Genomic DNA, 24,385 nt, shown 5'->3' with positions numbered 1-24,385 from the left:
CCAGAAAAGCAACCACCCGAAAGGAGCCGGCCGTGCTGCAAGACGCAAATGCCGGGCACTACCAAGACGACGAGCTCGTACCGGCGGCGGAGCCGCATGCCGGGCACGCGCCGCTGGACGCCGCCGCCGAAACCCAAGCGGATCTCAGCGCCGAGATCGAGGCCATCGGCGACGCATACGCCCGAGCGCTCAAGGACGGCGCCGCGCCCGAGACCCAGCCGCGCCTGGACTTCGCGCCGTACCGCAGCAGCATCCTGCGGCACCCCACCAAGAGCCTGCACCACGCGGATCCGGAGACCATCGAGCTGTACTCGCCGGCGTTCGGGCACCAAGACGTCCACGCCCTGGAATCGGACCTCACCATCCAGCACAACGGCGAACCGCTCGGTGAGCGGATTATCGTGCAGGGCAAAGTGCTCGACGGCGACGGACGCCCGGTTGCCGGCCAGCTCGTGGAGATCTGGCAGGCAAACGCAGCCGGCCGCTACATCCACAAGCGCGACCAGCACCCTGCCCCGCTGGACCCGAACTTCACGGGCGTCGGCCGCTGCATCACCGGTCCGGACGGCTCCTACCGCTTCAGCACCATCAAGCCCGGCGCCTACCCATGGAAGAACCACCTCAACGCCTGGCGGCCGGCACACATCCACTTCTCGCTGTTCGGCACGGACTTCACGCAGCGCATCGTCACGCAGATGTACTTCCCGGGTGACCAGTTGTTCCCGCTGGACCCCATCTACCAATCGATCGTGGACCAGGACGCGCGCGACAGGCTCGTGGCCCGGTACGACCACGAACTGACGAGCCCCGAATGGGCCCTTGGCTACAACTGGGACATCGTCCTGAGCGGGTCGAAGCGGACCTGGACCGAAAACGAAGCCTTTGGCGACGCCGGGGATGAGGAGTAAGCACATGGGCAAGTTGACCCCGACACCCGGCCAGACCGTTGGCCCCTTCTACGGCTATGCGCTCCCCTTCCCGAAGGACAACGAGCTCCTTGCTCCGGGCAGCGCAGGAAGCATCCGCCTGCAAGGCACCGTGTACGACGGCGCCGGCGAGCCCATCCCGGACGCCATCCTGGAGATCTGGCAGCCCGACGCCGAAGGCAACGTGGTCCAGCGCACCGGCTCCCTGGTGCGCGACGGCTATACCTTTACCGGCTGGGGCCGCGCCGCGGTAGGAAACTCCGGCGTCTTCACCTTCACCACCGTCAATCCCGGTCCCACGCCTCCCGTCCCCGGAAAACCGGCGGCTGCTCCGTTCATTTCCGTCGCCGTTTTCGCCCGTGGCCTCATGAACCGCCTGTTCACCCGCATCTATTTGCCGGAAAACGAGGAAGCGCTCGCCGCCGATCCGCTGCTCAGCTCCCTCGATCCCGAGCGCCGCAGCACCCTGATCGCACGCCGCGATCCCGATGGCGGCCTCACTTGGGACCTGCGCTTGCAAGGCGCGAACGAGACCGTATTTTTGGATTTCGAGTCCGTCGAAGGCGCCTCCCAGTGAGCGGCGACGGCGATTTCGGGCTGCTCAGCCCGGTTTCGGCGTCGCCCGCCGTGGTGGCGCTGACGGGTGATCGTGCGGTGCTTGCGGCCATCCTCGACGTCGAGGCCGCGTGGGCATCCGTGCTCGAAGAGGCGGGCCTCGCGCCCTCCGGTTCTGCCGCCGTCGTCGCCGAGGCCGCGGAACCCTGGGCCTACGACGCCGCTTCCATCGCCGAACGCGCACAGGGCGGCGCCAACCCTGTCATTCCGCTGCTGGCCGATCTCCGGGCCCGGGTCAGGGGGTTGGATGCCGCCGCGCTTGCCGCCGTGCACACCTCCCTGACCAGCCAAGACATCTTGGACTCGGCGCTGATGCTGCTCGCGCACCGCGTAGTTTCCGCTCTTCTCGCTGAAGTGAAAGGCACGACGACGGCGCTCGCCGCGCTTGCGGAGCAACATGCGGACACGCTGTGCGTTGGCAGGAGCCTGACGCAGCATGCGCTGCCGTTCACCTTCGGGCTCAAGGCTGCGCAGTGGTTCCACGCAGTGGCCGCCGCCGCCCGTCGCCTCGAAGGCTTGGAGTTGCCCGTGCAGTTCGGCGGCGCCGGTGGGACTTTGGCTGCCGGCACCGCGCTCACGGAAGGTTCGGCGTCGAGCCCCTTTGCGCTGGCCGATTCCTTGGCCGGGAAACTGGACCTCGGGCCCGCTCCCGCACCATGGCACACGAACCGCCTCGCCGTCACTGGACTCGGCGACGCCTTGGCATCCCTGACCGACTCCTTCGGCAAGATCGCCTCTGACCTGCTCTTCCTCAGCCGGCCCGAGGTTGCCGAGCTGGGCGAGCCGCTTGCCTCAGGGCGCGGCGTCTCCTCGGCCATGCCGCACAAGCAGAACCCGGTGTTGTCCGTGCTGGTCCGCAGCGCGGCACTCCAAGCCCCTGGTTTGGCCGCGCAACTGCACCTTGCCGCCGCGAACTTCAACGACGAACGCCCGGACGGCGCCTGGCACAGCGAATGGCCTGCCCTCCGGGGTTTGCTTCGGCTAGCACTCGGCGCCGCCACCCACCTGCGCGACCTCGCCGAAGGGCTCCGGGTCTTCCCCGAAGCGATGCGCCGCAACCTGGAAATCTCAGGGCCATTGCTCCTCAGCGAAGCCGTCGCATCCTCCGTCGCTCCGCTCCTGGGCGAAGACAGGAGTGAGGCGAAGGCCCGGCTGCAGGCGGTGGTGGACGAGACGCTCCGGGCACCCGTTGCGGAGCAGGCCCGGATCTACACCAAACTCCTCCGGGAGACCGTCCCGGCCAGCAAGCTGTCTGACGAGGAACTGAAGGCACTCCTGGACCCGGCCAACTACGTCGGAGAGGCTGCCGAAATCAGCCGCCGCATCCTGGCTGCCTACCCGGAGTATTCCCACACCAACCCGAAGGGAGCCGATCGTGGCTAAGCCCAACATCAAAGCAGTGCTGCTGTCCCCGCGGCGCACCCTCGGAGAGAAGCCGCTCCTGGTGGTGGGGCCATCGCTCGGAACATCAACGGTGCTGTGGAGCGACACAGCAGCCCTGCTCGGCGATGACTTCGACGTCATCGGCTGGGACCTGCCCGGCCACGGCGTCTCGCCCGCGGCCTCCGAAACGTTCAGCGTCGCCGAGTTGGCCGACGCGGTGGTGGACCTGGTGGATTCGATGACACCCAGCGGGAAGGCACCTGTGGTGTTCCACTATGCCGGTGTCTCCCTCGGCGGCGCCACGGGACTGCAATTGGCCATCAAGCACGGAGAACGGCTCGCGTCCCTGTCCGTGCAATGCACGGGAGCGAAGCTCGGCACACCCGAGGGATGGCTGGAGCGCGCCGAAACCGTCCGCGCGCAGGGCACGGCGGTGATGATCCAGGGTTCCGCGCAGCGCTGGTTCGCCCCAGGTTTCATGGAACGCCAACCCGTTATCAGCAGCCGTCTCCTGCACTCCTTGCGGGACGCCGACCGCTTCAGTTACGCCTTCTGCTGCGAGGCCCTCGCTGGTTTCGATGTCCGCTCCGAGCTCGCCAGCATCTCCGTCCCCACGCAGGCCCTGGCCGGCGTCGAGGACACTGTCGCGCCGCCGTCGTTCGCTGAAGAAATTGCCGCGGGCATCAACTCAGGATTCAACGCAGCTGGCGGCAGCGCGGTTTCCGTAGCGCTCGACGGCGTCGGGCACCTTGCGCCCGCGGAGGCACCCGCCGTCGTCGCGGACCTCATGCGCACGTTCATGAAGGAGGCCGGAAAATGAGCACTGATCCCAAGCACGGTGCCGTCCAGCGGGACGCTACGTCGCAGGAAATCTACGACGCCGGCATGGTGGTCCGCCGGGAAGTGCTCGGCGACGCGCACGTCGACCGTGCCAACGCGAACAAGGACGAATTCACCGAGGACTTCCAGGACATGATCACCCGGATCGCCTGGGGCGGGATCTGGACCCGGCCGGGCCTGACGCGCCAGATGCGCTCGGCCGTCACCATCACGGCCATGGTGGCGCACGGGCACTGGGAAGAACTGGCCATGCACATCCGTGCGGCCATCACGAACGGGCTGAGCAGGGACGAAGTCAAGGAAATCCTGCTGCAGACCGCCATCTATTGCGGAGTTCCCTCCGCCAACACAGCATTCAAGACCGCGCAACAGGTCTTCGCAGAAATGGACCAGAAATGATGAACCAGGCCTATGTGTACGACGCCGTGCGCACCCCTTTTGGAAAATTCGGCTCCGGCCTTGCCGGGGTACGGCCGGACGACCTCGCGGCCCACGTGGTGCGTGAATCCGTCAAGCGCGCCCCGGCCCTGGATGTCGAGCGGATCGACGAAGTGGTGTTCGGCAACGCCAACGGCGCCGGCGAGGAGAACCGCAACATCGCCCGCATGGCCACGTTGTTGGCGGGGCTTCCGACGTCGATTCCGGGCACCACAGTCAACCGCCTGTGCGGCTCGTCCCTGGATGCCGCGATTATCGCTTCTCGCCAGATCAACGCGGGCGACGCCGAGCTGATGCTGGTGGGCGGCGCCGAGTCCATGAGCCGCGCACCGTGGGTGCTGCCCAAGACTTCCAAGCCGTATCCGGCGGGGGACATGACCCTGGCTTCCACCACCCTGGGCTGGCGCCTGGTCAACCCGGCGATGCCGAAGGACTGGACCATCTCCTTGGGCGAGGCCACCGAGCGGTTGCGCGAGAAGTACGGGATCACGCGGGAACGGCAGGACGAATTCGCCGCCGCCTCCCACAACCTCGCCGCCGCGGCTTGGGATGAGGGTTTCTATGACCAGTTGGTGACCCAGGTTCCAGGCACGGAACTGGTCCGCGATGAAGGCATCCGGGCAGGCTCGACGGCGGAGAAACTCGCCGGGCTCAAGACCGTGTTCCGGCCTGAATCTTCGGACGCGTCCGCCGGCAAGACAACAGGCGGCACCGTCACCGCGGGAAATGCTTCGCCGCTGTCCGACGGCGCGTCCGCGGCCTGGATCGGATCCGAGGCCGCCGCCGGGCTGCTCGGGCTGGATCCGCTGGCCCGCATTGCCGGGCGCGGCGCGCACGGCAACGATCCGCAGTTCTTCGGCTACGCCCCGGTAGAGGCTGCGAACAAGGCCCTCGCGAAAGCCGGCATCGGCTGGGAGCAGGTGGGCGCCGTCGAACTCAACGAAGCCTTTGCCGCGCAGTCCCTGGCCTGTATCGATGCGTGGGGGATCGATCCTTCCATCGTGAACCGGCACGGCGGCGCGATAGCGATGGGACATCCGCTGGGCGCCTCCGGCACCCGGATCTTGGGGACCCTGGCCCGCAGCCTGCAGGCTTCCGGCCAGCGGTGGGGTGTCGCGGCGATCTGCATCGGCGTCGGGCAGGGCCTGGCCGTAGTGCTGGAAAACGTGACTGCCGGCGTAGCCGGGAAAGAGGCCTAGGAATGCTGGAATTCATTGACACTGTTGGCGAAGCAGTTGCCGCCGTCAAGGACGGCTCCACCGTGATGATCGGAGGCTTCGGAAACGCGGGCCAGCCGTTCGAACTCATCGACGCGCTGCTCGATTCCGGCGCCACCGACCTCACCGTGGTGAACAACAACGCCGGCCAGGGCGACCAGGGGCTCGCGCTGTTGATCAAGGAAGGCAGGGTCCGCAAGATGATCTGCTCCTTCCCGCGCCAATCGGATTCCTGGCACTTCGATGCAAAGTTCAAGGCCGGGGAAATCGAGCTTGAGCTCGTTCCGCAAGGCAACCTGGCCGAACGCATCCGCGCTGCCGGGGCCGGCATCGGCGGGTTTTTCACCCCCACCGGCTACGGCACCATGCTCGCCGAGGGCAAGGAAACCCGCATCATCGACGGACGTGGCCAGGTCTTCGAGACTCCCATCCACGCCGACGTCGCGCTCATCAAGGCGCTCAAGGCCGACGGAAAGGGCAACCTCGTCTACCGCAAGACGGCCCGGAACTTCGGGCCCATCATGGCGGCCGCGGCCAAACACACCATCGTCCAGGTGTCCGAGATCGTTCCGACCGGCGCCTTGGACCCGGAGAACGTGGTGACTCCCGGAATCTACGTCAACAGCATCGTGAAGGTGGCCTGACATGAGCATCCAGACCTCAGCAACTCCCTTGGGCCGTAATGACCTCGCCGCACTTGTGGCGCGGGACATCGCGCCGGGTTCATTCGTGAACCTCGGCATCGGCCAGCCCACACTGGTCTCGAACTACCTCACGGAGGAGCAGAACATTACGCTTCACACGGAGAACGGGATGCTCGGCATGGGCCCGGAGGCCAAGGACGGGGAGATCGACGGCGACCTCATCAATGCTGGCAAGATCCCGGTCACGGAACTGCCCGGAGCTTCGTATTTCCACCATGCCGATTCCTTCGCGATCATGCGCGGCGGGCACCTGGACATCTGCGTCCTGGGCGCTTTCCAAGTGTCTGCCACAGGCGACCTCGCCAACTGGCACACCGGCGCACCGGACGCGATTCCCGCCGTCGGGGGAGCGATGGACCTGGCCACCGGCGCCAAGGACGTTTTTGTCATGATGACGCTCCTGACCCGCGATGGCGCGTCCAAGCTTGTGGAACAGTGCAGCTACCCGCTCACCGGCGTGGGCTGCGTGACCCGCGTCTACACGGACAAGGCGGTCTTCCTGACAGGGCCCGATGGCGTAACTGTGCGTGAGACGTTCGGCTGCACCTTCGAGGAACTCCAAGCGCTGGTGCCGGTCCTCAAATGGAAGCGCGAACTGGCAGCAGGTGCCCTCTGAAAGCAATTCACAGGGCAAGTGCTGCCAGTTCGCGCCAATAGGATTGGTAACCATGACCGACGCAGCAGTAGCCGGAGCGCCCCAGGCGAGTGACCAGTACGTGCAATCGCTCGCACGCGGATTGTCCGTGATCCGTGCTTTTGACGCGGCCAATCCCGTCATGACCCTCAGCGAGGTGGCGGCGCGCACGAATCTGACGCGTGCCACGGCGCGTCGGTTCCTTCATACCCTGGTGGAGCTAGGCTATGTCCGCACGGACGGCAAGACCTTCGCCCTGACGGCCATGGTGCTCCAGCTGGGTTACTCGTACTTGTCCGCCCTGTCGCTCCCGCAGCTCGCGCAGCCGCATCTTGAGGAGCTGTCGCTGAGGCTGGGGGAGTCGACGTCGGCCGCGGTACTGGATGGCAGCGACATTTTCTACGTGGCCCGCGTTTCCACTCGACGCATCATGACGGTCGGAATCACCGTAGGCACCCGCTTCCCGGCCTACGCCACGTCCATGGGGCGCGTACTCCTGGCCGACCTGACGCAGCAGAAGCTGGACGAATATTTGTCCTCGGTGGAGTTCAAGGCTCTGACACCCCGGACTATCACCTCCCGTGAACAGCTCGTGGCCGAGCTGGATCGCGTTCGTCGGCAGGGCTGGTGCCTGTTGGACCAGGAACTCGAATTGGGGCTCATGTCAGTGGCCGCCCCGGTCCGCAACGCCGCGGGCAAGGTCGTGGCTGCAGTCAATGTCTCGCTCCAGGCCCAGAACGTCGCCGCGCAGCCGGACCCCCCGGCCTACCTCGACTCGGTCCGGCAAGAAATCCTCCGCACTGCAGGCCTGATTTCGTCGGATATCGCTGCCAAGCACTAGGGCTTTGGTGTTCACTGGGAGAGTGGATCTGCAGACGGTAGGGAACGCACAGAAACTAGTGCTCTGGATCGCCATCCTGGCGTCTTTTGTCTCGTTTCTGGACAGCACCGTGGTCAACGTCGCGCTGCCCGCCATTTCCCGTGAGCTGGGTGGGGGCCTGGCCACGCAGCAGTGGGTGGTGGACGCTTACCTGATCACCCTCGGTTCACTGATCCTGCTCGCCGGTTCCCTTTCGGATGTCCTTGGCCGGATCGTGATCCTGCGGGTTGGCCTCCTCGGGTTCGGCGTGACGTCGTTGCTGTGCGCGATGGCACCCGACCCCGCAGTGCTCATCCTTGCGCGCGGGCTCCAAGGCGCGGCGGGAGCGCTCCTTGTACCCAGTTCCCTGGCCCTCATTACGTCCGTCTTCGATGGGCCGGCGCGGGCGAAGGCCATCGGCCAATGGACGGCGGGCACAACGGTCGCGTTCATCGCCGGCCCCTTGTTGGGCGGAGTGTTGGTGGATTCACTCAGCTGGCGCTGGGTCTTCGGGATAAACGTCCTGCCCATTGCCGTCACGATGTACCTGCTCGCCATCTTGCGGGCCAAAGATGTGCGGGAGGAAGGCATCCGGATTGATTATCCAGGGGCCGTACTCTGTGTCCTCGGGCTCGGCGGCCCGGTGTACGCCTTGATCGAACAAGGCCACTTCGGTTGGGCAAGCCCGCTCATTCTCGTGCCGTTCATCCTCGGAATCGTGTGCTTCGCCGGATTCATCTGGCGGCAGAAAACGGCGAAGCAGCCGCTCATGCCGCCGGCATTGTTTAGTGTCCGTAACTTTGGGGTCGGGAATATCGCGACCTCGTTCATTTACGCGGCACTGTCGATCGGCGGGTTCATCGTTGTGCTTTTCCTGCAGCAGGTTGCCGGGTTCCCGGCCACGCTGGCTGCCTTGGCCCTGCTACCTGTCAGTGTTTTGAACATCGGACTTTCGTCCTGGTTCGGATCGCTCGCGGGACGATTCGGCCCGCGGTGGTTCATGGCGTTCGGCCCCATTCTTGGCGGTTGCGGATACCTCCTCATGCTCTCGGCCGAGACACACGTCGGTTACTGGACGCAGCTGTTTCCGGGCATCGTCCTGTTCGCCGTCGGCCTCTCTGCCACAGTAGCGCCACTGACTGCTGCCATTCTTGGCTCCATTTCGGAACAGCAGTCCGGCATCGGTTCTGCCGTAAACAACGCAGTCAGCCGGGTCGCCGGGCTGCTTGGCATCGCCTTTGTGGGGGTAGTGGTTGGCGAGAGGCTTGACGTCAACGCGTTTCACCGGGTGGTGATCCTGACCGGCGTCCTCCTGATCATCGGGGGCATAGTCTCGGCAATTGGCATCCGGAATCCGGGAGGGAAACGCACGGACGGCTGAGCCGGCTCCCTCCGACCGCAGGCCGGAGCGCCACCCCTACTCCCGCGCCGGCCCTGTGGGCCATAGACTCAAGCCAACGACGGCTCGGGACACCGATGTTCAGAGGGACCTTGAGGTCTCGGAAAGGGAGCGCGGGTGAAACTTGGCATAGCGAGGGAACGCCTGGACGGTGAACGGCGCGTGGCTGCGACGCCGGAGACCGTCACGCAGTTGGCTGGACTCGGACTGGAAGTCGTCGTCGAAAGCGGAGCAGGAACCGCTGCCGGCTACAGCGACGAGGCCTACCGCGAGGCAGGCGCCCTCATCGTCCCCACCCTGGATCTGGCCCGACTGGATGTCTACGCGCACGTTCGCCCTCTCGAACCCGCGACGGCGGCTGCGCTGCGCCGGGGCGCCGTCACCGTGGGCCTGGCCTCGCCGTCGTCGGAGCTTGCCACCGTCCGCGCGCTCGCCGAGGCGGGCGTGACCTCCTTCGCGCTTGAGCTGGTGCCGCGCATTTCCCGCGCACAGTCCATGGACGCGCTCACGTCCCAGGCACTCGTGGCCGGATACCGCTGCGTGCTCGAGGCCGCAATGCGCCTCCCGCGCTTCTTTCCGCTGTATATGACGGCAGCCGGAACCATTCCCCCGGCCCGCGTGCTGGTGTTGGGTGCGGGCGTGGCCGGCCTGCAGGCCATCGGCACCGCGAAGAGGTTGGGTGCACGGGTCTCCGCCAACGACATCCGGCCCGCCTCGGCGGACGAAGTGGCATCCATGGGCGGTACCTTCATCAAGCTCGACGTGGAGACGGCGGAAGCGTCCGGCGGCTACGCACGCGAACTCAGCGCCGACCGCGGCGCCCTGCAGCGTGAGCTGCTCGCCCCGCACGTGGCCCAGGCAGATGTGCTGATCACGACGGCGGCGGTCCCCGGACGACGGGCCCCTCTCCTGGTGAGCCGCGAAATGGTGCAGCAGATGCGCCCGGGCTCGGTGGTCGTCGACCTCGCCGCGGAGTCCGGCGGCAACGTGGAAGGGTCAGTGCCGGGCCTGGATCTTCTCGTCCCGACGGCGGACGGCCACGGCACGGTCACGCTGGTGGGGATGAAGGACGCGGCCTCGGCGATGCCCGCCGATGCCTCGCGCCTCTACGCGAAGAACGTCGCGAACCTGCTTGCCCTCATGACTTGTGCCGGAGCAGTCGTCCCCGACTTCGGCGACGAGGTGGTGTCCGGCGCCTGCCTGACGCACGATGGCGAGGTGCGGCACGGACCGACGGCCGAGGCCCTTGCGGCGCTCTCCGCCGAGAAGCCTGAACCTGTAAGTCCTGCCAACGAGGGGGTTTCCTGATGGACGGTATCGCCCTGCTCACCATCACCGTGTTGGCGATTTTCGTGGGCTTCGAAGTGGTTTCAAAAGTCTCGAGCACCCTGCATACCCCGTTGATGTCCGGGGCCAACGCCATCCACGGGATCATCCTGGTGGGGGCGATCATCGTCGCCGGGCAGGCATCGGACCCTTGGGTCCTCGCGGTAGCCTTGCTCGCCGTCGTCCTCGCCACCGCCAATCTGGTGGGAGGCTTCGTGGTGACCGACCGGATGCTGGAGATGTTCCACGGGCGTAAACGCGAAGTGGGTGCGGACGGGAAATCCGCGGCCAATAAACTCGAGGCGATAAAGCCTGAGGCCAGGAAGGGCACACGATGACCCTCATCGAACCCGTGTGGACTTCACTCCTCTACCTGGCTGCTGCCGTGTGCTTCATCCTCGCGCTCAAGGGACTCAATTCCCCACGGACCGCCCGGCGCGGCAACCTGGTGGGTGCATTCGGTGCGGCGCTCGCCGTCGCCACGGTTTTTGTATCGGTCAAGATGGACAACGTTCCCTGGATCCTGGGCGCAATGGTGGTCGGGTCGAGTGTGGCCGCGCCGGTCGCGCGGCAGGTCAAGATGACCCAGATGCCGCAGCTTGTGGCGCTGTTCAACGGCGTCGGGGGTGGTGCCGCCGCCCTTGTGGCACTCTTGGAACTCGCGCACACCGAAGACCGCTGGGTGCGCGTGGCCATTGTGTTCACGTTGCTGGTCGGAGCGGTCTCGTTCGCAGGTTCTGCCATCACGTTCTCCAAGCTGCAGGAACTCATGACCACGCGCCCGGTGGTCTTCCCTGGCTTGCCGACGCTTATGGGAGCGGTGCTGCTCGCGGCGGTGGGTGCCGCCGTCGCCGTCGTCTTCAGCGGATCCTTCGTGCTCGCGCTGGTGCTCTTGTTGCTGGGACTGACGGCCGGCGTGCTGCTTGTTTTGCCCGTAGGCGGCGCGGACGTGCCGATTGTCATTTCGCTGCTGAATGCCTTCACCGGCCTGGCCGTGGCGGCTTCAGGCCTGGTGCTTGGCAATGTGCTGTTGGTGGTGGCGGGCACGCTGGTTGGCGCATCAGGCACCATCCTCACCAGGGCAATGGCTGCGGCCATGGGCCGCAGCGTTGCGGGAATCCTCTTTGGCGCATTCAAGGGAGGGTCGACGGCGGGTTCGACGGCGGTAAGCGATCGTCCCGTCCGTTCTTCCAGCCCGGAGGACGTTGCAGTGCTTCTCGGCTATGCCCAGAGGGTCATCATCGTTCCTGGTTACGGGCTCGCGGTAGCGCAAGGTCAGCACACGGCCGCCGAACTCGCGATTGCACTTGAGGCGAGGGGCATCGACGTCGATTTCGCGATCCATCCGGTGGCCGGTCGCATGCCGGGACACATGAATGTCCTGCTGGCCGAAGCAAATGTGCCCTATGAGTCGCTCAAGGAAATGGGCGAGATCAACTCCGAATTCCGGACAACGGACGTCGCGCTGGTGGTCGGCGCGAACGACGTCGTCAATCCGGCCGCGAAGACCACTGCAGGCTCGCCGATTTACGGCATGCCCATCCTCGAGGTCGCCGACGCACGCCAGGTGGTATTCCTCAAGCGTTCCATGCGGCCGGGGTTCGCGGGAATCGAGAACGAACTCATGTACGAGCCGCAGACCACGCTCCTGTTCGGGGACGCCAAAGAGTCCCTGACGAAGGTATTGAGCGCGGTCAAGGCTCTTTAGCTTAGTTAACCAACCCCGGGATCCTCGCAGGTGTCTTTGCGGCCCATCCGGGTGAGCCCACTCATGGTCGCCGGGCATCGCCGCGGCCCATCCGGGTGAGCCCACTCAAGACGCGCCCGGATTCAACGTCCTATGATCGGCCGAAGGTCTAGGGGGGATTACTCCCATCCCTGACGGTTGCCCCGGGTTCGAATGGACGGTGAGTGGAGTGGTCATCTCTACGCGCAAGGAGACGGTGAAGAAACGTCGCGGGGCCCGTTGGGCCGCCGTCGGCGCGTGCGGCGCGATGGTCTTTGCATATCTGACAGGTCTTGCCTTGCCGGCCCATGCGGCGGCCAGCACAATCATTTCGCTGACCTTCGACGACGGCAACGCCGACCAGATGACTGCCGAAGCGACCATGAAAAACTTGGGTCTGCACGGCACCTTCTTCGTCCCCTCGGGATGGATCGATCAGCCGAGCTATGTCACGTCGGCGAACTTGCAGCAGATCTATGCCGACGGCAATGAGATCGCCGGGCACACGGTCACGCACCCCGATCTGGTCAACCTGCCCACGGACGAGGTGACGCGCCAGGTATGCAATGGACGAGTCGCCCTGATGAACATGGGATTCAAAGTCACCAGCTTCGCGTATCCCTTTGCTGACCAGGATGCTGCGGTGCAGACCGTGGTGAAGAATTGCGGATTCAACAGTGCACGCGGCCTCGGGGATCTCTACAGCAAGGACGATCCTTCACTGCCGGCTTCAGAATCCATCCCGCCCGCCAATCCTTACGACACCGCGGCGCCGGAGGAAGTGGACAGCACCTGGACGCTCCAGAACCTGGAGGACAGCGTGACCAAGGCCCAAGCCGCCGGGGGCGGATGGGTGCAGCTGACCTTCCACCACATAGCGACAGGCACCGATCCGACGCTTACCATCAGCCCCAGCCTGTTCAGTCAATTCAGTTCCTGGCTGGCACAGCAACAGACAGCAGGCAACGTGGCCGTGAAGACTGTTGACCAGGTGATTGGCGGAGCGGTCCAGCCCGCAGTCGCCGGCCCCCCAGCCCCGCCGCCACCCGCGCAGGGAACAAACATGATCCAGAACCCCAGCCTGGAGACACTGGCCAACGGCATCCCGCAATGCTGGGCTGCAGGCGGATACGGCACCAATACGACCGCGTATTCCGTGGTCTCGCCGGGACACACCGGCAATAACGCCGAACTGCTGACCATGAGCGGTTATGTGAGCGGGGATGCGAAGCTCCTGCCTGCCTTGGACCTCGGTGGTTGCTCACCGACAGGCACTCCCGGCCATATCTACTCGCTCAGTGCGTGGTACAAATCCAACGTCATCACCCAATTCGAGGTCTACTACCGCACCGGAACCGGCTACTGGACCTACTGGACGGCGAGCCCACAGTACACAGCAAGCAGCAACTGGACCCAAGTAAGCTGGACCACGCCTGCCCTTCCGGCCGGTGCCTCGGGGATCAGCTATGGACTGAACATCCAAGCCAACGGTTCGATCACCACGGATGACTATTCGATGATCGATGTCACGCCGACGGCGCCCACGGCCCCTGCAGCTCCGACAGGGGTCACTGCGACGGCCGGCAATGGATCCGCAGCCGTCTCCTGGACCGCTCCTGCGAATGGCGGTTCGGCGATTACTTCGTACGCCGTCACTCCGCACGCCGGGACGACGACCCTTGCGCCGGTCACCGTAACAGGGAACCCGCCGGCGACGACGGCGAACGTCACCGGGCTCACGAACGGCACGGCCTATACGTTCACGGTCACCGCCACGAACTCGATCGGCACGTCGCCGGCGTCTGCGGCCTCGGCTCCAGTCACGCCGACGGCGCCCACGGTGCCTGCGGCTCCGACCGGGGTGACGGCGACGGCGGGGAACGCTTCCGCTGTGGTGTCGTGGACGGCGCCGGCCAACGGCGGTTCTCCGCTTACTTCGTATACCGTGACGCCGTCTTCCGGTGGCACGGCTTTGGCTCCGGTGACGGTTTCCGGAAATCCGCCCTCGACCACGGCGACCGTCACCGGGCTGAGCAACGGCACGGCCTATACGTTCACGGCCACGGCGAGTAACGCCGTCGGGACGTCCCAGCCCTCGGCCGCCTCGGCTCCGGTCACCCCTTCGGCGCCGGTTCCCGGCGTGAGCAACGGCGGCTTCGAGTCCGGGCTGGGCTCCTGGACCACCGGCGGCGTCAAAGCACCCGTGGCCTCCACGATTGCCCACACCGGCACCGGTTCGGCGTTGCTGGGCCTGGCATCCGGTGCCGAGCCCCTGGGCGACAGCAGCCTCTCCCAGACCATCACCGTGCCCGCCACCGGGACCTCCACGCTGTCCTTCTGGTACCAGCCGCACACCGCCGATGACACCTGCACCGGCACCACCTGCCGGTATGACTGGATGGAAGCCCAGGTCCGATCCACCACCGGCACCACCCTGGCCAGCGTGTTCAAGCTCTGCAACAACAACGGCACCTGGACCCAGCTCAGCGCGAACCTGTCCGCCTACGCCGGACAGAGCATCGTGCTCTGGTTCAACGTCCACCTCGACGGCTCCAGCCCCGCGGACGACACCTGGATGTACCTCGACGACGCCACCCTCACCAACAGCCAGACCACCCCGACCGCGCCCGCCGCCCCGACCGGGGTCAGCGCGACGGCCGGCAACGCCTCCGCGACCGTGTCCTGGACCGCCCCGGCCAACGGCGGCTCGGCGATCACCTCCTACGCCGTGACCCCGCACACCGGCACCACGACGCTCGCGCCGGTCACCGTGACCGGGAACCCGCCCGCGACCACGGCGAACGTCACGGGGCTCACGAACGGAACCGCGTACACCTTCACCGTCACCGCCACCAACGCCATCGGCACCTCCCCGGCATCCGCGGCCTCGGCACCGGCCACCCCGACCGCGGGGGCGACCGCGCCCGCCGCCCCGACCGGGGTCAGCGCGACGGCCGGCAACGCCTCCGCGACCGTGTCCTGGACCGCGCCTGCCAACGGCGGCTCGGCGATCACCTCCTACGCCGTGACCCCGCACACCGGCACCACGACGCTCGCGCCGGTCACCGTGTCAGGGAACCCGCCCGCGACCACGGCGAACATCACCGGGCTCACGAACGGCACCGCGTACACCTTCACCGTCACCGCCACCAACGCCATCGGCACCTCCCCGGCGTCCGCGGCCTCGGCACCGGCCACCCCGACCGCCGGGGCGACAAGCCCGACCATCACCAACGGCGGCTTCGAGTCCGGGCTGAGCTCCTGGACCACCGGCGGCGTCAAAGCACCCGTGGCCTCCACGATTGCCCACACCGGCACCGGTTCGGCGTTGCTGGGCGTGGCATCCGGTGCCGAGCCCCTGGGCGACAGCAGCCTCTCCCAGACCATCACCGTGCCCGCCACCGGGACCTCCACGCTGTCCTTCTGGTACCAGCCCCACAGCCAGGAAGACCCCTGCACAGGAAACGCCTGCCCGTACGACTGGATGGAAGCCCAGGTCCGATCCACCAGCGGCACCACCCTGGCCAGCTTGCTCAAACTCTGCAACAACAACGGCACCTGGGCCCAGTTCAGCGCCGACCTCACCGCCTACAAAGGCCAGACCATCACCCTCTGGTTCAACGTCCACCTCGACGGCTCCACCCCCGCCGACGACACCTGGATGTACCTCGACGACGTCACCCTCACCAACGGCTGACCCCGCGGGGACTCGGCGGGCGCACCGGCCCGGCAAGAGCAGGTATGGGAGTGTTTGCGAGGCTAGCGGGCTTCGAGGATCTTCTTGAGGTTCTCCAGGTCCTTGCGCATGGCCTTGCGCATCATTGGCGCCATGAAGATGCTTGCAAGTGCGGAGAACCCGGAGGGTTCACCTGTGTTGCGGAGGATCATGCGGGTCGCGCCATTCTCATCGGACCAGCTGTAGCTGGTCCGCATCGGGAAAGGACCTTGGCTTGTGCGCATGGTGAGTTTCTCACCGGGAACAAGCTCAGTGAATTCGTAGACGTAATCCAGATTTCGGCCCAGGAATCGTGCGGTGAAGGCAACCCGGGACCCGACCGTCAAGGGTCGCGGAGTCTGCCATTGCGCAGATCGTATGTTCACGTACCAGGCTGGAGCGTTGTCCGGGTCGGAAGCATAACTTGCCACGATGTCACGGGGGCGCCGGATCAGTATTTCGGTCTGGACGTTCACCATGGTTGTTCCTCTGTTTTTGCTGCGGGCTCGGGTTGCCGGATGCGGTCCTTCCCAACTATCGCAGAATGCGCCTACCGGGCGGTAACCCGCCTAAGGAACTCACGGCAAGCTTTCAGATTGCTTGCGGCCAAGGCCGGCCCCTCCCGCATGGGATTCAATCTCCACGTAGTAGATCGCCCCTGCGCCAGGTGCGTGGAGGCGGTGCCTCGCATGTCGGATTGGCCGGTAGTCGTGTCCGAAAGGGTCCCGGACTACTACTCGTTCGAGGTGGTCCAGCTGGGCGAGGAGGCTATCCACGTCCACGAGCGTGGCGGGGCGGACCTCCTTTCCCCCTATATTCACTATCCAGGGCGTACTAGAGGTGATGCTTGGGAGCTCCAGGGTGAGGGTTTCAAATATTCCGGCAAGAAGGGCCTCCAGCGTTGTGGGGTAGAGACGGAGCAATCGATGCGCTTGCGGTTCGCGGCGCCGGTCGGTGATCCAGGTCTGGCGGAGCCACGTGAATTCCACCCGGCCGAACGAGGAGCCCAGCCTTAGCTTCCGGCCTGCCTCCATCGTCAAGTGGAAGTTGTTGCCTCCCCGGTCCAGGATGCTGGCTGCTTCCTCAACGTACTCGAGGTCTTCGAGCATGGCGTTTGCGGACGGATAGTAAGCGAAATGACCGAGCTCATCGACAACGACGTAGTCTCCCGGACTCGCGCCGGCAAGCTCGGTATCGTGTGCCGTTCCTTGGTTGAGGGAGGTGCGCTTCACGATGATTCAGCTCCTACGCAGTGTCAGCCCAAAGCCCGAATGGGACTTGTGTCCTTGTCCTCATCAGACCACCAAACCGAGCGCCCGTCGTCGTTCTTAATGGTTTCCTTACGCCAACAGGTGGAGAATCAGCGCGCTCTTTACGGGTGCAGCGGTGGGACGATTGAGGCATGGAGAATCGTGCCTACGGTTCCCGCATTTACCGGGCAAGTACGCGGCTGGTGGTCATGGTGGTCTTGGGCGTGGCGGCCGGGTTTGCCACGGCCGCGGCTGGAGCCCCGGCGCTAGGGCCGACCGTGGGATGGGGTGTGGCTTCGTGCGTTTATCTACTGATGGTCTGGGCGACCATTGGGCGGATGGACGCCGAACAGACTGCTTTGCACGCAACGCGCCAGGACCCGTCCCGGGCCGTCGCGAACGTACTGGTCCTCGTCGCTGGAGTGGCAAGCATGGGGGCTGTCGCCGTGATGCTTCTGGAGATCGGCTCGGTCCAAGGGAGCGAGCGGGACTTGATCGTCCTCCTGGCCCTGGTCGTTTTGGCGCTCTCAGGTTTGCTGGTGCACACCCTGTACACCCTGCGGTATGCACACCTTTACTACGAAGGGGTCGACGGCGGCATCGGTTTCAACCAGGAACGTCCACCGTGCTACGTCGATTTCGCGTACCTGGCCTTCACCATCGGCATGACGTTCCAAGTGTCCGACACTGATCTCCAAACGTCCGAGATCCGTGGAATCGCGCTCCGGCAGGCTTTGCTGTCCTACCTTTTCGGGGTGGTTGTCCTGGCCACCACGATCAACCTGGTTTCCGGGCTGATCCATTAAGTCCCACTGCCTCCGGCGATCATCCGGCGAAGGTGCGGAGCCGCGTTCCCGTTGTAAAAATCGATCCCGGCATGCTCAGAATTACGCAACAAGGGCATGTTGTTATTACAGTAAGGATTGCCTTGCCTATCTCGCTCCTGTTCCCGGACTTGTCGGGGAACTCTGCGTGGGGGTGGGGCTACCCCAATCCTTCCGGTCCCAGCCGGAACCCTTGAAAGGCCCCCATGAAATTCGGCATCAAACCAGCTACGGCCCTTGCGGCCGCCACTGCCACGCTGCTGGCACTTTCGGCGTGTAGCGGCGCACCTAGCGGCAATTCCACGGCTGGCGCAGCATCCGGCGGCGACGGAATCGTCGTGTACAACGCGCAGCATGAAAACCTCACCGGCGCATGGGTGGCCGCTTTCACCAAGGAGACGGGAATCAAGGTTACGCTCCGCAATGGAGATGACCTTGAAATGAGCAACCAGCTCAGTGAAGAAGGCAAGAATTCCCCCGCGGACGTCTTCCTCACCGAAAACTCACCGGCCATGGTCCGTATCGCGAGTGCCGGTTTGCTCGCACCCGTGGATCAGGCAACCCTCAACCAGGTCCCGTCGCAGTACCGGCCCTCCACCAACGACTGGACCGGCATCGCGGCCCGCTCCACCGTGTTGGCCTACAACAAGAACAAGCTCAACGCAGACCAGCTCCCCAAGTCCCTGATGGACCTCGCGGATCCGTCATGGAAGGGACGAATCGGCGCATCCACAGGCGGAGCTGATTTCCAGGCGATCGTCAGCGCGATGCTTGCTCTCAAGGGTGAAGACGCCACCCAGAAATGGCTGGAGGCGGCCAAGACCAACTTCAAGTCCTACAAGGACGACACCCCGGTGCTCGCAGCGGTGAACTCGGGCGAGGTCGAGGCAGGCGTTTTGTACCACTACTACTCTTTTGTGGACCAGGCCCAGACTGGAGAAAACAGCAAGAACGTTGCTCTCCACTACTTCAAGAACCAGGACCCCGGTGCGTTTGTCAGCGTCTCCGGCGGCGCCGTTCTGGCGGCCAGCAAGAAGCAGGCCCAAGCCCAGGAGTTCCTGAAGTTCATCACGGGCAAAGAGGGTCAGCAGGTCCTCCAGAATGGTGACTCCTTTGAGTACACCGTGGGATCCGATGTGCCCGCCAACTCCAAGCTTGTGCCCCTCAAGGATCTCCAGGCACCATCCGTGGACCCGGCCAAGCTCAACAGCGAGAAGGTCACCGAGCTGATGACCAAGGTCGGGCTCCTCTAGGCCCGGAAGGCCGTGGTGCGCGTCCGGCGGCTGCTGATTGCTGGCATCGTCGGCCGCGAGGCCGCGGGCTGGCCAAGTTCGCGGCTGCCGGCCCGGCGGGGGAATGCATCAATGAGGCCGCCGTCTACGTGCTGAGCACACCGTCGCCGCTGACACTTGTGCACAAAGCTGGGACCCCTCCTTGAGGTAGCGAACTACAATGGGTGGATGGCTGGCAACCGCAATCCGCTCGACGACCTGCGGGGAACAATCGTCCATCTGGCCGATCAGCTCAAGCTGCCCGGTTCGGAGCGCGTGGACGAGCTGGTCGGCGATCTGCTCGGTGCGAGGCCAGGGCCGGCCCGGCCCCTGTCGGAGGTGCAGGCCGAGCTCGATGCGCTGGTCGGGCTGGAGACGGTGAAGGAGCAGGTGCGGGCCCTCGTCGCGCTGCTCCAGGTCCAGGCGCGCCGCAAGGCGCACGGCCTGCCGGAGGTGGCCACCTCGCAGCATCTGGTGTTCCTCGGAAACCCGGGTACCGGGAAGACCACCGTGGCCCGGCTCCTGGCCGAGATGTACCGCGCGGTCGGCCTGCTGCAGAAAGGCCACCTGGTCGAGGTCGACCGTTCGGGTCTGGTGGGGCAGTACGTCGGCGCGACTGCCATCAAGACGGACCGGGTGATCCGGCGTGCGCTGGATGGCGTCCTGTTCATCGACGAGGCCTACGCGCTGGCCCCGGAGGACGGGCGCATGGACTTCGGCCCCGAGGCGATCGAGGTCCTGCTCAAGCGGATGGAGGACCACCGTCACCGCCTGGTGGTGATCGTGGCCGGGTACCCGCGGCTGATGGAGTCCTTCCTGCTCTCAAACCCCGGACTGCGCTCCCGCTTCGCCCGCGAGATCACGTTCCCCGACTACTCGGTCGAGGAACTCCAGACGATCTTCCACCAGATGCTGGCCCAGCACGAGTACACGCTGGAGCCGGGTGCGGACCAGATGCTGCACCGCATCCTCACCGGGCTCCACGCGGGCGAGGACTCCGGCAACGCCCGGTTTGCCCGGACGCTGTTCGAGCAGGCACTCAACCGTCAGGCGCTGCGGCTCTCGCGCGATGAGGGGCAGAGTCTTGACGCCCTCGACCGCGAGGCCGTCGTTACGCTCACCGCGGGCGACATCGCGGAGGCCGCGCTGGCCCTGGGCGAGGAGCCGGCGCCGGAGCCCACGCCGGAACCGGAGCAGCTACCCTGGTGGCGCCGCTGGCAGATCTGACCGGATGCGGCGCGCGGCTGTCAGTTGAATGACCGTCCCGCCGCGGTGCACAGCGGAACGGTTTGTGCGTTCACCCGCTCATCGCTACCTCAGAGTTTGGACCGTTTCGGGGAGTTTCACTGTTCTCGGCGCTGAGCCGCATTCGGGTCGCCGTCTCAGCCGCTCCAGATGTCCCCGGCAACCAGGCGTGCGATCTGCTCCAGCGTTGTCCCCTGGAGCAGCTCGAACCCCACCACCCCAGGATGTCAGTTTGAAACCTAAGACCCCAGCCGAGAGCGGTCAATGAGAGGGGTTTTGGACCCTAATCTGACGGATTTCCGTTAGGCATTTGACGTCAGGTGGGGGTGTGCTTCCTCCTGACGGCTACCACAATCGGCAGTCGCCGAAAGCGGTCACCACGCCGGACTCTAAAACCTTCGCATCCGAGCGTGATATTGAGTTCCGATCCCTTTCAAGTACCTACTGTCTGTGGGGGGCCAGGTCTAGCTCACGAGTCTCGCCGTACGGCACTGTTGAAGACAAGGCGACGGTGAACCTGGTGTACTGATGGCGGGTAACCAGTACCCCGCAGTTCCTTTCTGATCGTGCTGCACTGATGGCGCTTCCCAGTGCGAGGCTTAGCTGAGCCTCGGCATCAGTGGAATTCTCGACTTCAAGCTCAGCAACAACCGATTGCAAGATCGTGCTCCTTCAAGTGGTGCAAGGCCAGTGTTACTGGCTACATGGATTAAGTGATGGTGGTCCGAGTGGACGCTTCAGCAATGCGGGATCCCCTTGTATGCGCGAGGCGCGTAAGTTCGTTTGAAACTGCCGCTATGGCTTCCATCCGAGTCAGCTGTCCACCCTCCACCACCCGCTTATCGGTGCCACCGCCAGCAGCTGCAGTTCGGCTGCCATCTTGGCGGAGTTGTGCGGGCGGTTCGTTGATCTGGGCCGTTTTAATGTCCCTTGCGGTGGAGCCGTGATCGAAACCGGGTTCTAATACCAGGCCCTCCAGTTACGAGGATGGAGGGACCTGGCAGCTTATTGATCTTGCGGGGCGGAGCCACGCTGATTTTTAGATTTGGGTTTTGGACGCCAGTTAAAGTGCGGCTACGGCCGCCATAGCAACAGAGGCACTTTTAGGAAGGCAGCTAAAAAACGGCGGCTGATCGACCGGCGCGAACGGGACGACCAACCACTGGCCGCCGTACAGCTCGACGTACGAATCCACAGGGCACTTTGCGTAAGCTTCCTCACGGGTCATCTCGTTCTCCTTTGAACTGGTAGTAGTCCGCTACTAGCCGACCGATTATCGGCTGTCGCTCATTCATTAGTCTAGTTTTAGATGTTTAAAAATGGAAGAGGTTGCGTGTGTTTTTTGCTGAAGTCCCCGGAAGTTCGGGCTAGATACGATGCCCGTCAAGTAAGTCGATAACATCTGCAAGTATGTGTTTGAACGCTCTTACGCGCAAGACTTTACGTTGCTCCTGCAGGAAGCCACCGGGCCGGCCGGAAAACTGTTGGGGCACTGTCCTGCCTGCTGGAACTTGTGGTTGAGTAGGGCTATGGGCGCCCCCATAGAGGACTACGCGTTACTCTCAGATCTCCGCACCGGACCGCTTGTCTCACGTGCCGGGAGCGTCGACTGGCTGTGTTTCCCGCGCTTCGACTCGGCATCCGTGTTCAGCGGCCTCTTGGGCGGGAGCGAACATGGCAGGTGGCTGTTGGCTCCGAGTGAACCGGCTGCGCAAGTGACCGAGCGTCAATATGTCGATTCAACCTTCGTGCTTCAAACTACGTGGCAAACGCAGGCCGGGCGAGTCTTAGTAACGGATTTTATGCCGGTCGGGATCGATGATTCCTATCTCTTGCGCCGGGTATCAGGGCTATCAGGCACGGTAGAAATGCGCCAAGAACTCGTGATCCGTCCTGGGTATGCGGGGGTTCGGCCTTGGGTAAGCCGTGTTCATGACCCGTCCGTTACCGGGTCGGCGGTTCTCTTGGCCATGGCCGGCCCCGATGCTTTTGCCTTTCGAGGGCATGAGCTACCGCTTGCCTTCCCTCACGGACATGAAGGAAACTTCGCAGTGGCCGAGGGCCAAACATTCGACTTTCAACTGGCGTGGTTCCCTTCCTACCGACCACTTCCGCCAGCCGTCGACGTCGACCTTGCGCTGGAGGAGGCCGTCCGCTTTTGGGCGCGGTGGGCGAGCAATTGTCGCGACGAGGGGCCCTACGGGGGCTCGGTAAAGCGCTCCCTATTGGTATTGCGCGCACTCACCCATCATGAGACGGGGGGTATCGTTGCTGCCCCGACAACGTCCCTGCCAGAGGACTTTGGTGGGTCGCGGAATTGGGACTATAGGTTCTGCTGGCTCCGGGATGCAGCCCTTACCTTGGAAGCGATGTTGACTCACGATTACGGAACGGAGGCGTTGCAGTGGCGCAACTGGCTCCTTCGCTCCCTTGCCGGTAGCCCCGAGGATCTTCAGATCATGTATGGAATCGGGGGAGAACGAGACCTACCCGAAAGAGAGCTACCGAATCTTCCAGGCTATGCGAACTCGAAGCCGGTTCGGATTGGCAACGAAGCCGCGTCGCAGTTCCAAGCAGATGTCGTCGGCGAGGTCTTGGTGGCGCTGGAAAGGCTGCGTCTCGCCGGAGGAAAGGAGGATCACTTCTCGTGGGCCCTCCAACTTGAATTGTTGGGATTCGTCGAGAAGCACTTCGAGGACAAGGATTTCGGCCTCTGGGAGATGCGAGGTGAGCCTCAGTACTTTACCCACTCGCGTGTCATGATGTGGGCAGCCTTTGATTGCGGCATTAGGGCGGTGCGCCAGCACGGCCTATCCGGTGATGCTGATCGGTGGGAGCGCCTTCGTGAGCGGCTTCGGGAAGAGATCCTGGATAAAGGCTTCAGCCGATCTCTCAACTCTTTTACCCAAACATATGGTGGGGAACAAACTGACGCCGCCTTACTGGTGCTGCCCCAAGTCGGCTTCCTGGCCTACGATGACGAGCGCATGCTTGGGACGGTCTCCCGATTGGAGGAGGAGCTACTCACCCAGGACAATCTCCTGCTTCGCTACCGAACAGAAAGCGGTGTTGACGGGTTGGAGCCCGGAGAACACCCGTTCCTGGCCTGCTCCTTCTGGCTTGTAGAGCAGTACGCGCGTTCCGGGCGCCTTGCTGATGGTAAGTCGCTTATGGACAAACTCACCGGACTTGCGAATGAGCTGGGCTTGCTGAGCGAGGAATACGACGCAGCAAGCATGCGGATGGCGGGGAACTACCCGCAGGCTTTCTCTCACCTTGCTCTTGTGCGGGCAGCGGATGCGATGCATGGAGTCGACCGCTTGAGCCTGGCCGTGAGTCCTTGAGCCTGTTTCTCACGGCGGCCGTTACGGCTCGACGCTGCCCCCTTCCCCGACTACGTTGGGTGGTGGCGTTGGAGACATCTCCGGTGCCGGCCTCGCCCTTGGAACGGATCATGGCCGCGCCCTCGTTGATGCGGCGCAGGGCTTCACCGAGGTCGGTGGCACCGCCGAAGAAGGGGACGGTGAAGTTCCACTTGTCGATGTGGTGGGTGTAGTCCGCCGGGGTCAGGACCTCGGACTCGTCGATGTAGTCCACACCCAGGGACTGCAGCACCTGGGCCTCGACGAAGTGCCCGATCCGGGCCTTGGCCATAACGGGCACGGAAACGGCGGCGATGATCTGGTCGATCATGTCCGGGTCCGACATGCGGGACACGCCGCCCTGGGCGCGAATGTCCGCGGGTACGCGCTCGAGGGCGATCACGGCCACGGCACCGGCATCTTCGGCGATGCGGGCCTGTTCGGCGTTGACGACGTCCATGATGACGCCGCCCTTGAGCATCTCGGCCATACCGCGCTTGACGCGGCTGCTGCCCGTAACGGGCTTTTCTCCATCCATAACCATTTATGTGCTTTCCGGGTTTCACTTGTTACAGCGAATACTGCGATAGTGGGGGAGCCCGAGATCAGGCACCCCCACTATCTCCATTCACGCGGCCGGGTCTTTAGTGG

Annotated in this window: 20 protein-coding genes and 1 pseudogene; 18 read left to right on the top strand and 3 right to left on the bottom strand. The window is 64.5% G+C overall.

The genetic code is table 11. The features are described 5' to 3' along the window. Positions 1–35 precede the first annotated feature (35 nt). The 14 genes from pcaH (at position 36) to J2S96_RS06190 (ending at position 15,764) form a co-directional block, all read left to right on the top strand. The gene (pcaH, locus tag J2S96_RS06255) at positions 36–908 is read left to right on the top strand and encodes a protocatechuate 3,4-dioxygenase subunit beta (protein ID WP_370873028.1); all 873 of its coding nucleotides are present in this window, start codon (positions 36–38) and stop codon (positions 906–908) included. 4 nt (positions 909–912) lie between these two features. Continuing rightward, positions 913–1,503 carry a protocatechuate 3,4-dioxygenase subunit alpha gene (gene pcaG, locus J2S96_RS06250; RefSeq protein ID WP_306860989.1) on the top strand — a complete coding sequence of 197 codons (591 nt, stop codon included), beginning with the start codon at positions 913–915 and terminating at the stop codon, positions 1,501–1,503. Further along, entirely contained in the window at positions 1,500–2,924 is a 1,425-nt protein-coding gene (locus J2S96_RS06245; protein WP_306860987.1) for a lyase family protein, read from the top strand. The genes pcaG and J2S96_RS06245 overlap by 4 nt, the downstream gene beginning before the upstream one ends. Beyond that, positions 2,917–3,744, top strand: a complete 828-nt coding sequence (locus J2S96_RS06240; protein WP_306860985.1) for an alpha/beta fold hydrolase — start codon at positions 2,917–2,919, stop codon at positions 3,742–3,744. The genes J2S96_RS06245 and J2S96_RS06240 overlap by 8 nt, the downstream gene beginning before the upstream one ends. Continuing rightward, positions 3,741–4,163: a 4-carboxymuconolactone decarboxylase gene (gene pcaC, locus J2S96_RS06235; RefSeq protein WP_306860983.1), complete on the top strand. Its 423-nt coding sequence runs from the start codon at positions 3,741–3,743 to the stop codon at positions 4,161–4,163. The genes J2S96_RS06240 and pcaC overlap by 4 nt, the downstream gene beginning before the upstream one ends. Continuing rightward, the gene (locus J2S96_RS06230) at positions 4,163–5,401 is read left to right on the top strand and encodes a thiolase family protein (RefSeq protein ID WP_306861298.1); all 1,239 of its coding nucleotides are present in this window, start codon (positions 4,163–4,165) and stop codon (positions 5,399–5,401) included. Before pcaC ends, J2S96_RS06230 begins: the two co-directional genes overlap by 1 nt. A gap of 2 nt (positions 5,402–5,403) precedes the next feature. Next, positions 5,404–6,063, top strand: coding sequence for a 3-oxoacid CoA-transferase subunit A (locus tag J2S96_RS06225; RefSeq protein WP_306860980.1), 660 nt, complete (start codon positions 5,404–5,406; stop codon positions 6,061–6,063). Between the two features lies 1 nt (position 6,064). Next, a complete protein-coding gene (locus J2S96_RS06220) occupies positions 6,065–6,739 on the top strand; it encodes a 3-oxoacid CoA-transferase subunit B (RefSeq protein WP_306860979.1) in 675 nt (224 codons plus the stop codon). Between the two features lie 52 nt (positions 6,740–6,791). Next, the gene (locus J2S96_RS06215) at positions 6,792–7,598 is read left to right on the top strand and encodes an IclR family transcriptional regulator domain-containing protein (protein ID WP_306860976.1); all 807 of its coding nucleotides are present in this window, start codon (positions 6,792–6,794) and stop codon (positions 7,596–7,598) included. A gap of 22 nt (positions 7,599–7,620) precedes the next feature. Further along, positions 7,621–8,997, top strand: coding sequence for an MFS transporter (locus tag J2S96_RS06210; protein WP_306860974.1), 1,377 nt, complete (start codon positions 7,621–7,623; stop codon positions 8,995–8,997). Between the two features lie 135 nt (positions 8,998–9,132). Further along, entirely contained in the window at positions 9,133–10,323 is a 1,191-nt protein-coding gene (locus J2S96_RS06205; protein WP_306860973.1) for a Re/Si-specific NAD(P)(+) transhydrogenase subunit alpha, read from the top strand. Next, positions 10,323–10,679 carry an NAD(P) transhydrogenase subunit alpha gene (locus J2S96_RS06200; RefSeq protein WP_306860972.1) on the top strand — a complete coding sequence of 119 codons (357 nt, stop codon included), beginning with the start codon at positions 10,323–10,325 and terminating at the stop codon, positions 10,677–10,679. Before J2S96_RS06205 ends, J2S96_RS06200 begins: the two co-directional genes overlap by 1 nt. After that, on the top strand, positions 10,676–12,049 hold the full coding sequence (locus J2S96_RS06195) for an NAD(P)(+) transhydrogenase (Re/Si-specific) subunit beta (protein WP_306860971.1): 1,374 nt from the start codon (positions 10,676–10,678) through the stop codon (positions 12,047–12,049). Before J2S96_RS06200 ends, J2S96_RS06195 begins: the two co-directional genes overlap by 4 nt. Before the next feature lie 235 nt (positions 12,050–12,284). Further along, positions 12,285–15,764, top strand: coding sequence for a fibronectin type III domain-containing protein (locus tag J2S96_RS06190; RefSeq protein ID WP_306860970.1), 3,480 nt, complete (start codon positions 12,285–12,287; stop codon positions 15,762–15,764). A 62-nt stretch (positions 15,765–15,826) separates the two neighbouring features. Here J2S96_RS06190 and J2S96_RS06185 read toward each other — a convergent pair whose 3' ends face one another. Further along, positions 15,827–16,261, bottom strand: coding sequence for an SRPBCC family protein (locus J2S96_RS06185; RefSeq protein ID WP_306860969.1), 435 nt, complete (start codon positions 16,259–16,261; stop codon positions 15,827–15,829). 99 nt (positions 16,262–16,360) lie between these two features. Further along, on the bottom strand, positions 16,361–17,014 hold the full coding sequence (locus tag J2S96_RS06180) for a hypothetical protein (RefSeq protein ID WP_306860968.1): 654 nt from the start codon (positions 17,012–17,014) through the stop codon (positions 16,361–16,363). A gap of 170 nt (positions 17,015–17,184) precedes the next feature. On the opposite strand from J2S96_RS06180, the gene J2S96_RS06175 reads away from it, so the two are divergent. The 4 genes from J2S96_RS06175 (at position 17,185) to J2S96_RS06160 (ending at position 23,716) form a co-directional block, all read left to right on the top strand. Then, on the top strand, positions 17,185–17,838 hold the full coding sequence (locus J2S96_RS06175) for a DUF1345 domain-containing protein (RefSeq protein ID WP_306860967.1): 654 nt from the start codon (positions 17,185–17,187) through the stop codon (positions 17,836–17,838). 224 nt (positions 17,839–18,062) lie between these two features. Beyond that, positions 18,063–19,109, top strand: coding sequence for an iron ABC transporter substrate-binding protein (locus J2S96_RS06170; RefSeq protein WP_306860965.1), 1,047 nt, complete (start codon positions 18,063–18,065; stop codon positions 19,107–19,109). A 207-nt stretch (positions 19,110–19,316) separates the two neighbouring features. Then, positions 19,317–20,354 carry an AAA family ATPase gene (locus J2S96_RS06165; RefSeq protein ID WP_306860963.1) on the top strand — a complete coding sequence of 346 codons (1,038 nt, stop codon included), beginning with the start codon at positions 19,317–19,319 and terminating at the stop codon, positions 20,352–20,354. Between the two features lie 1,430 nt (positions 20,355–21,784). Further along, positions 21,785–23,716, top strand: a complete 1,932-nt coding sequence (locus J2S96_RS06160; RefSeq protein ID WP_370873010.1) for a glycoside hydrolase family 15 protein — start codon at positions 21,785–21,787, stop codon at positions 23,714–23,716. On the opposite strand, the pseudogene J2S96_RS06155 reads toward J2S96_RS06160, so the two are convergent. Continuing rightward, positions 23,715–24,272 (bottom strand): annotated as a pseudogene (locus tag J2S96_RS06155) (pyridoxal 5'-phosphate synthase lyase subunit PdxS); the annotation flags it as partial. The gene J2S96_RS06160 and the pseudogene J2S96_RS06155 overlap by 2 nt on opposite strands. Between the last annotated feature and the right edge of the window lie 113 nt (positions 24,273–24,385).

The sequence above is a fragment of the Arthrobacter bambusae genome, assembly GCF_030812595.1.
GTDB classification, from domain to species: domain Bacteria; phylum Actinomycetota; class Actinomycetes; order Actinomycetales; family Micrococcaceae; genus Arthrobacter; species Arthrobacter bambusae_B.
This window is presented reverse-complemented; position numbering and strand designations above follow the sequence as displayed.

Bases quoted from the DNA above. Each gene is read 5' to 3' on its own strand.
- pcaG (WP_306860989.1), top strand. From the start codon at position 913: ATGGGCAAGTTGACCCCGACACCCGGCCAGACCGTTGGCCCCTTCTAC.
- pcaC (WP_306860983.1), top strand. From the start codon at position 3,741: ATGAGCACTGATCCCAAGCACGGTGCCGTCCAGCGGGACGCTACGTCG.
- J2S96_RS06230 (WP_306861298.1), top strand. From the start codon at position 4,163: ATGAACCAGGCCTATGTGTACGACGCCGTGCGCACCCCTTTTGGAAAA.
- J2S96_RS06225 (WP_306860980.1), top strand. From the start codon at position 5,404: ATGCTGGAATTCATTGACACTGTTGGCGAAGCAGTTGCCGCCGTCAAG.
- J2S96_RS06220 (WP_306860979.1), top strand. From the start codon at position 6,065: ATGAGCATCCAGACCTCAGCAACTCCCTTGGGCCGTAATGACCTCGCC.
- J2S96_RS06215 (WP_306860976.1), top strand. From the start codon at position 6,792: ATGACCGACGCAGCAGTAGCCGGAGCGCCCCAGGCGAGTGACCAGTAC.
- J2S96_RS06200 (WP_306860972.1), top strand. From the start codon at position 10,323: ATGGACGGTATCGCCCTGCTCACCATCACCGTGTTGGCGATTTTCGTG.
- J2S96_RS06195 (WP_306860971.1), top strand. From the start codon at position 10,676: ATGACCCTCATCGAACCCGTGTGGACTTCACTCCTCTACCTGGCTGCT.
- J2S96_RS06185 (WP_306860969.1), bottom strand. From the start codon at position 16,261: ATGGTGAACGTCCAGACCGAAATACTGATCCGGCGCCCCCGTGACATC.
- J2S96_RS06175 (WP_306860967.1), top strand. From the start codon at position 17,185: ATGGAGAATCGTGCCTACGGTTCCCGCATTTACCGGGCAAGTACGCGG.
- J2S96_RS06170 (WP_306860965.1), top strand. From the start codon at position 18,063: ATGAAATTCGGCATCAAACCAGCTACGGCCCTTGCGGCCGCCACTGCC.
- J2S96_RS06165 (WP_306860963.1), top strand. From the start codon at position 19,317: ATGGCTGGCAACCGCAATCCGCTCGACGACCTGCGGGGAACAATCGTC.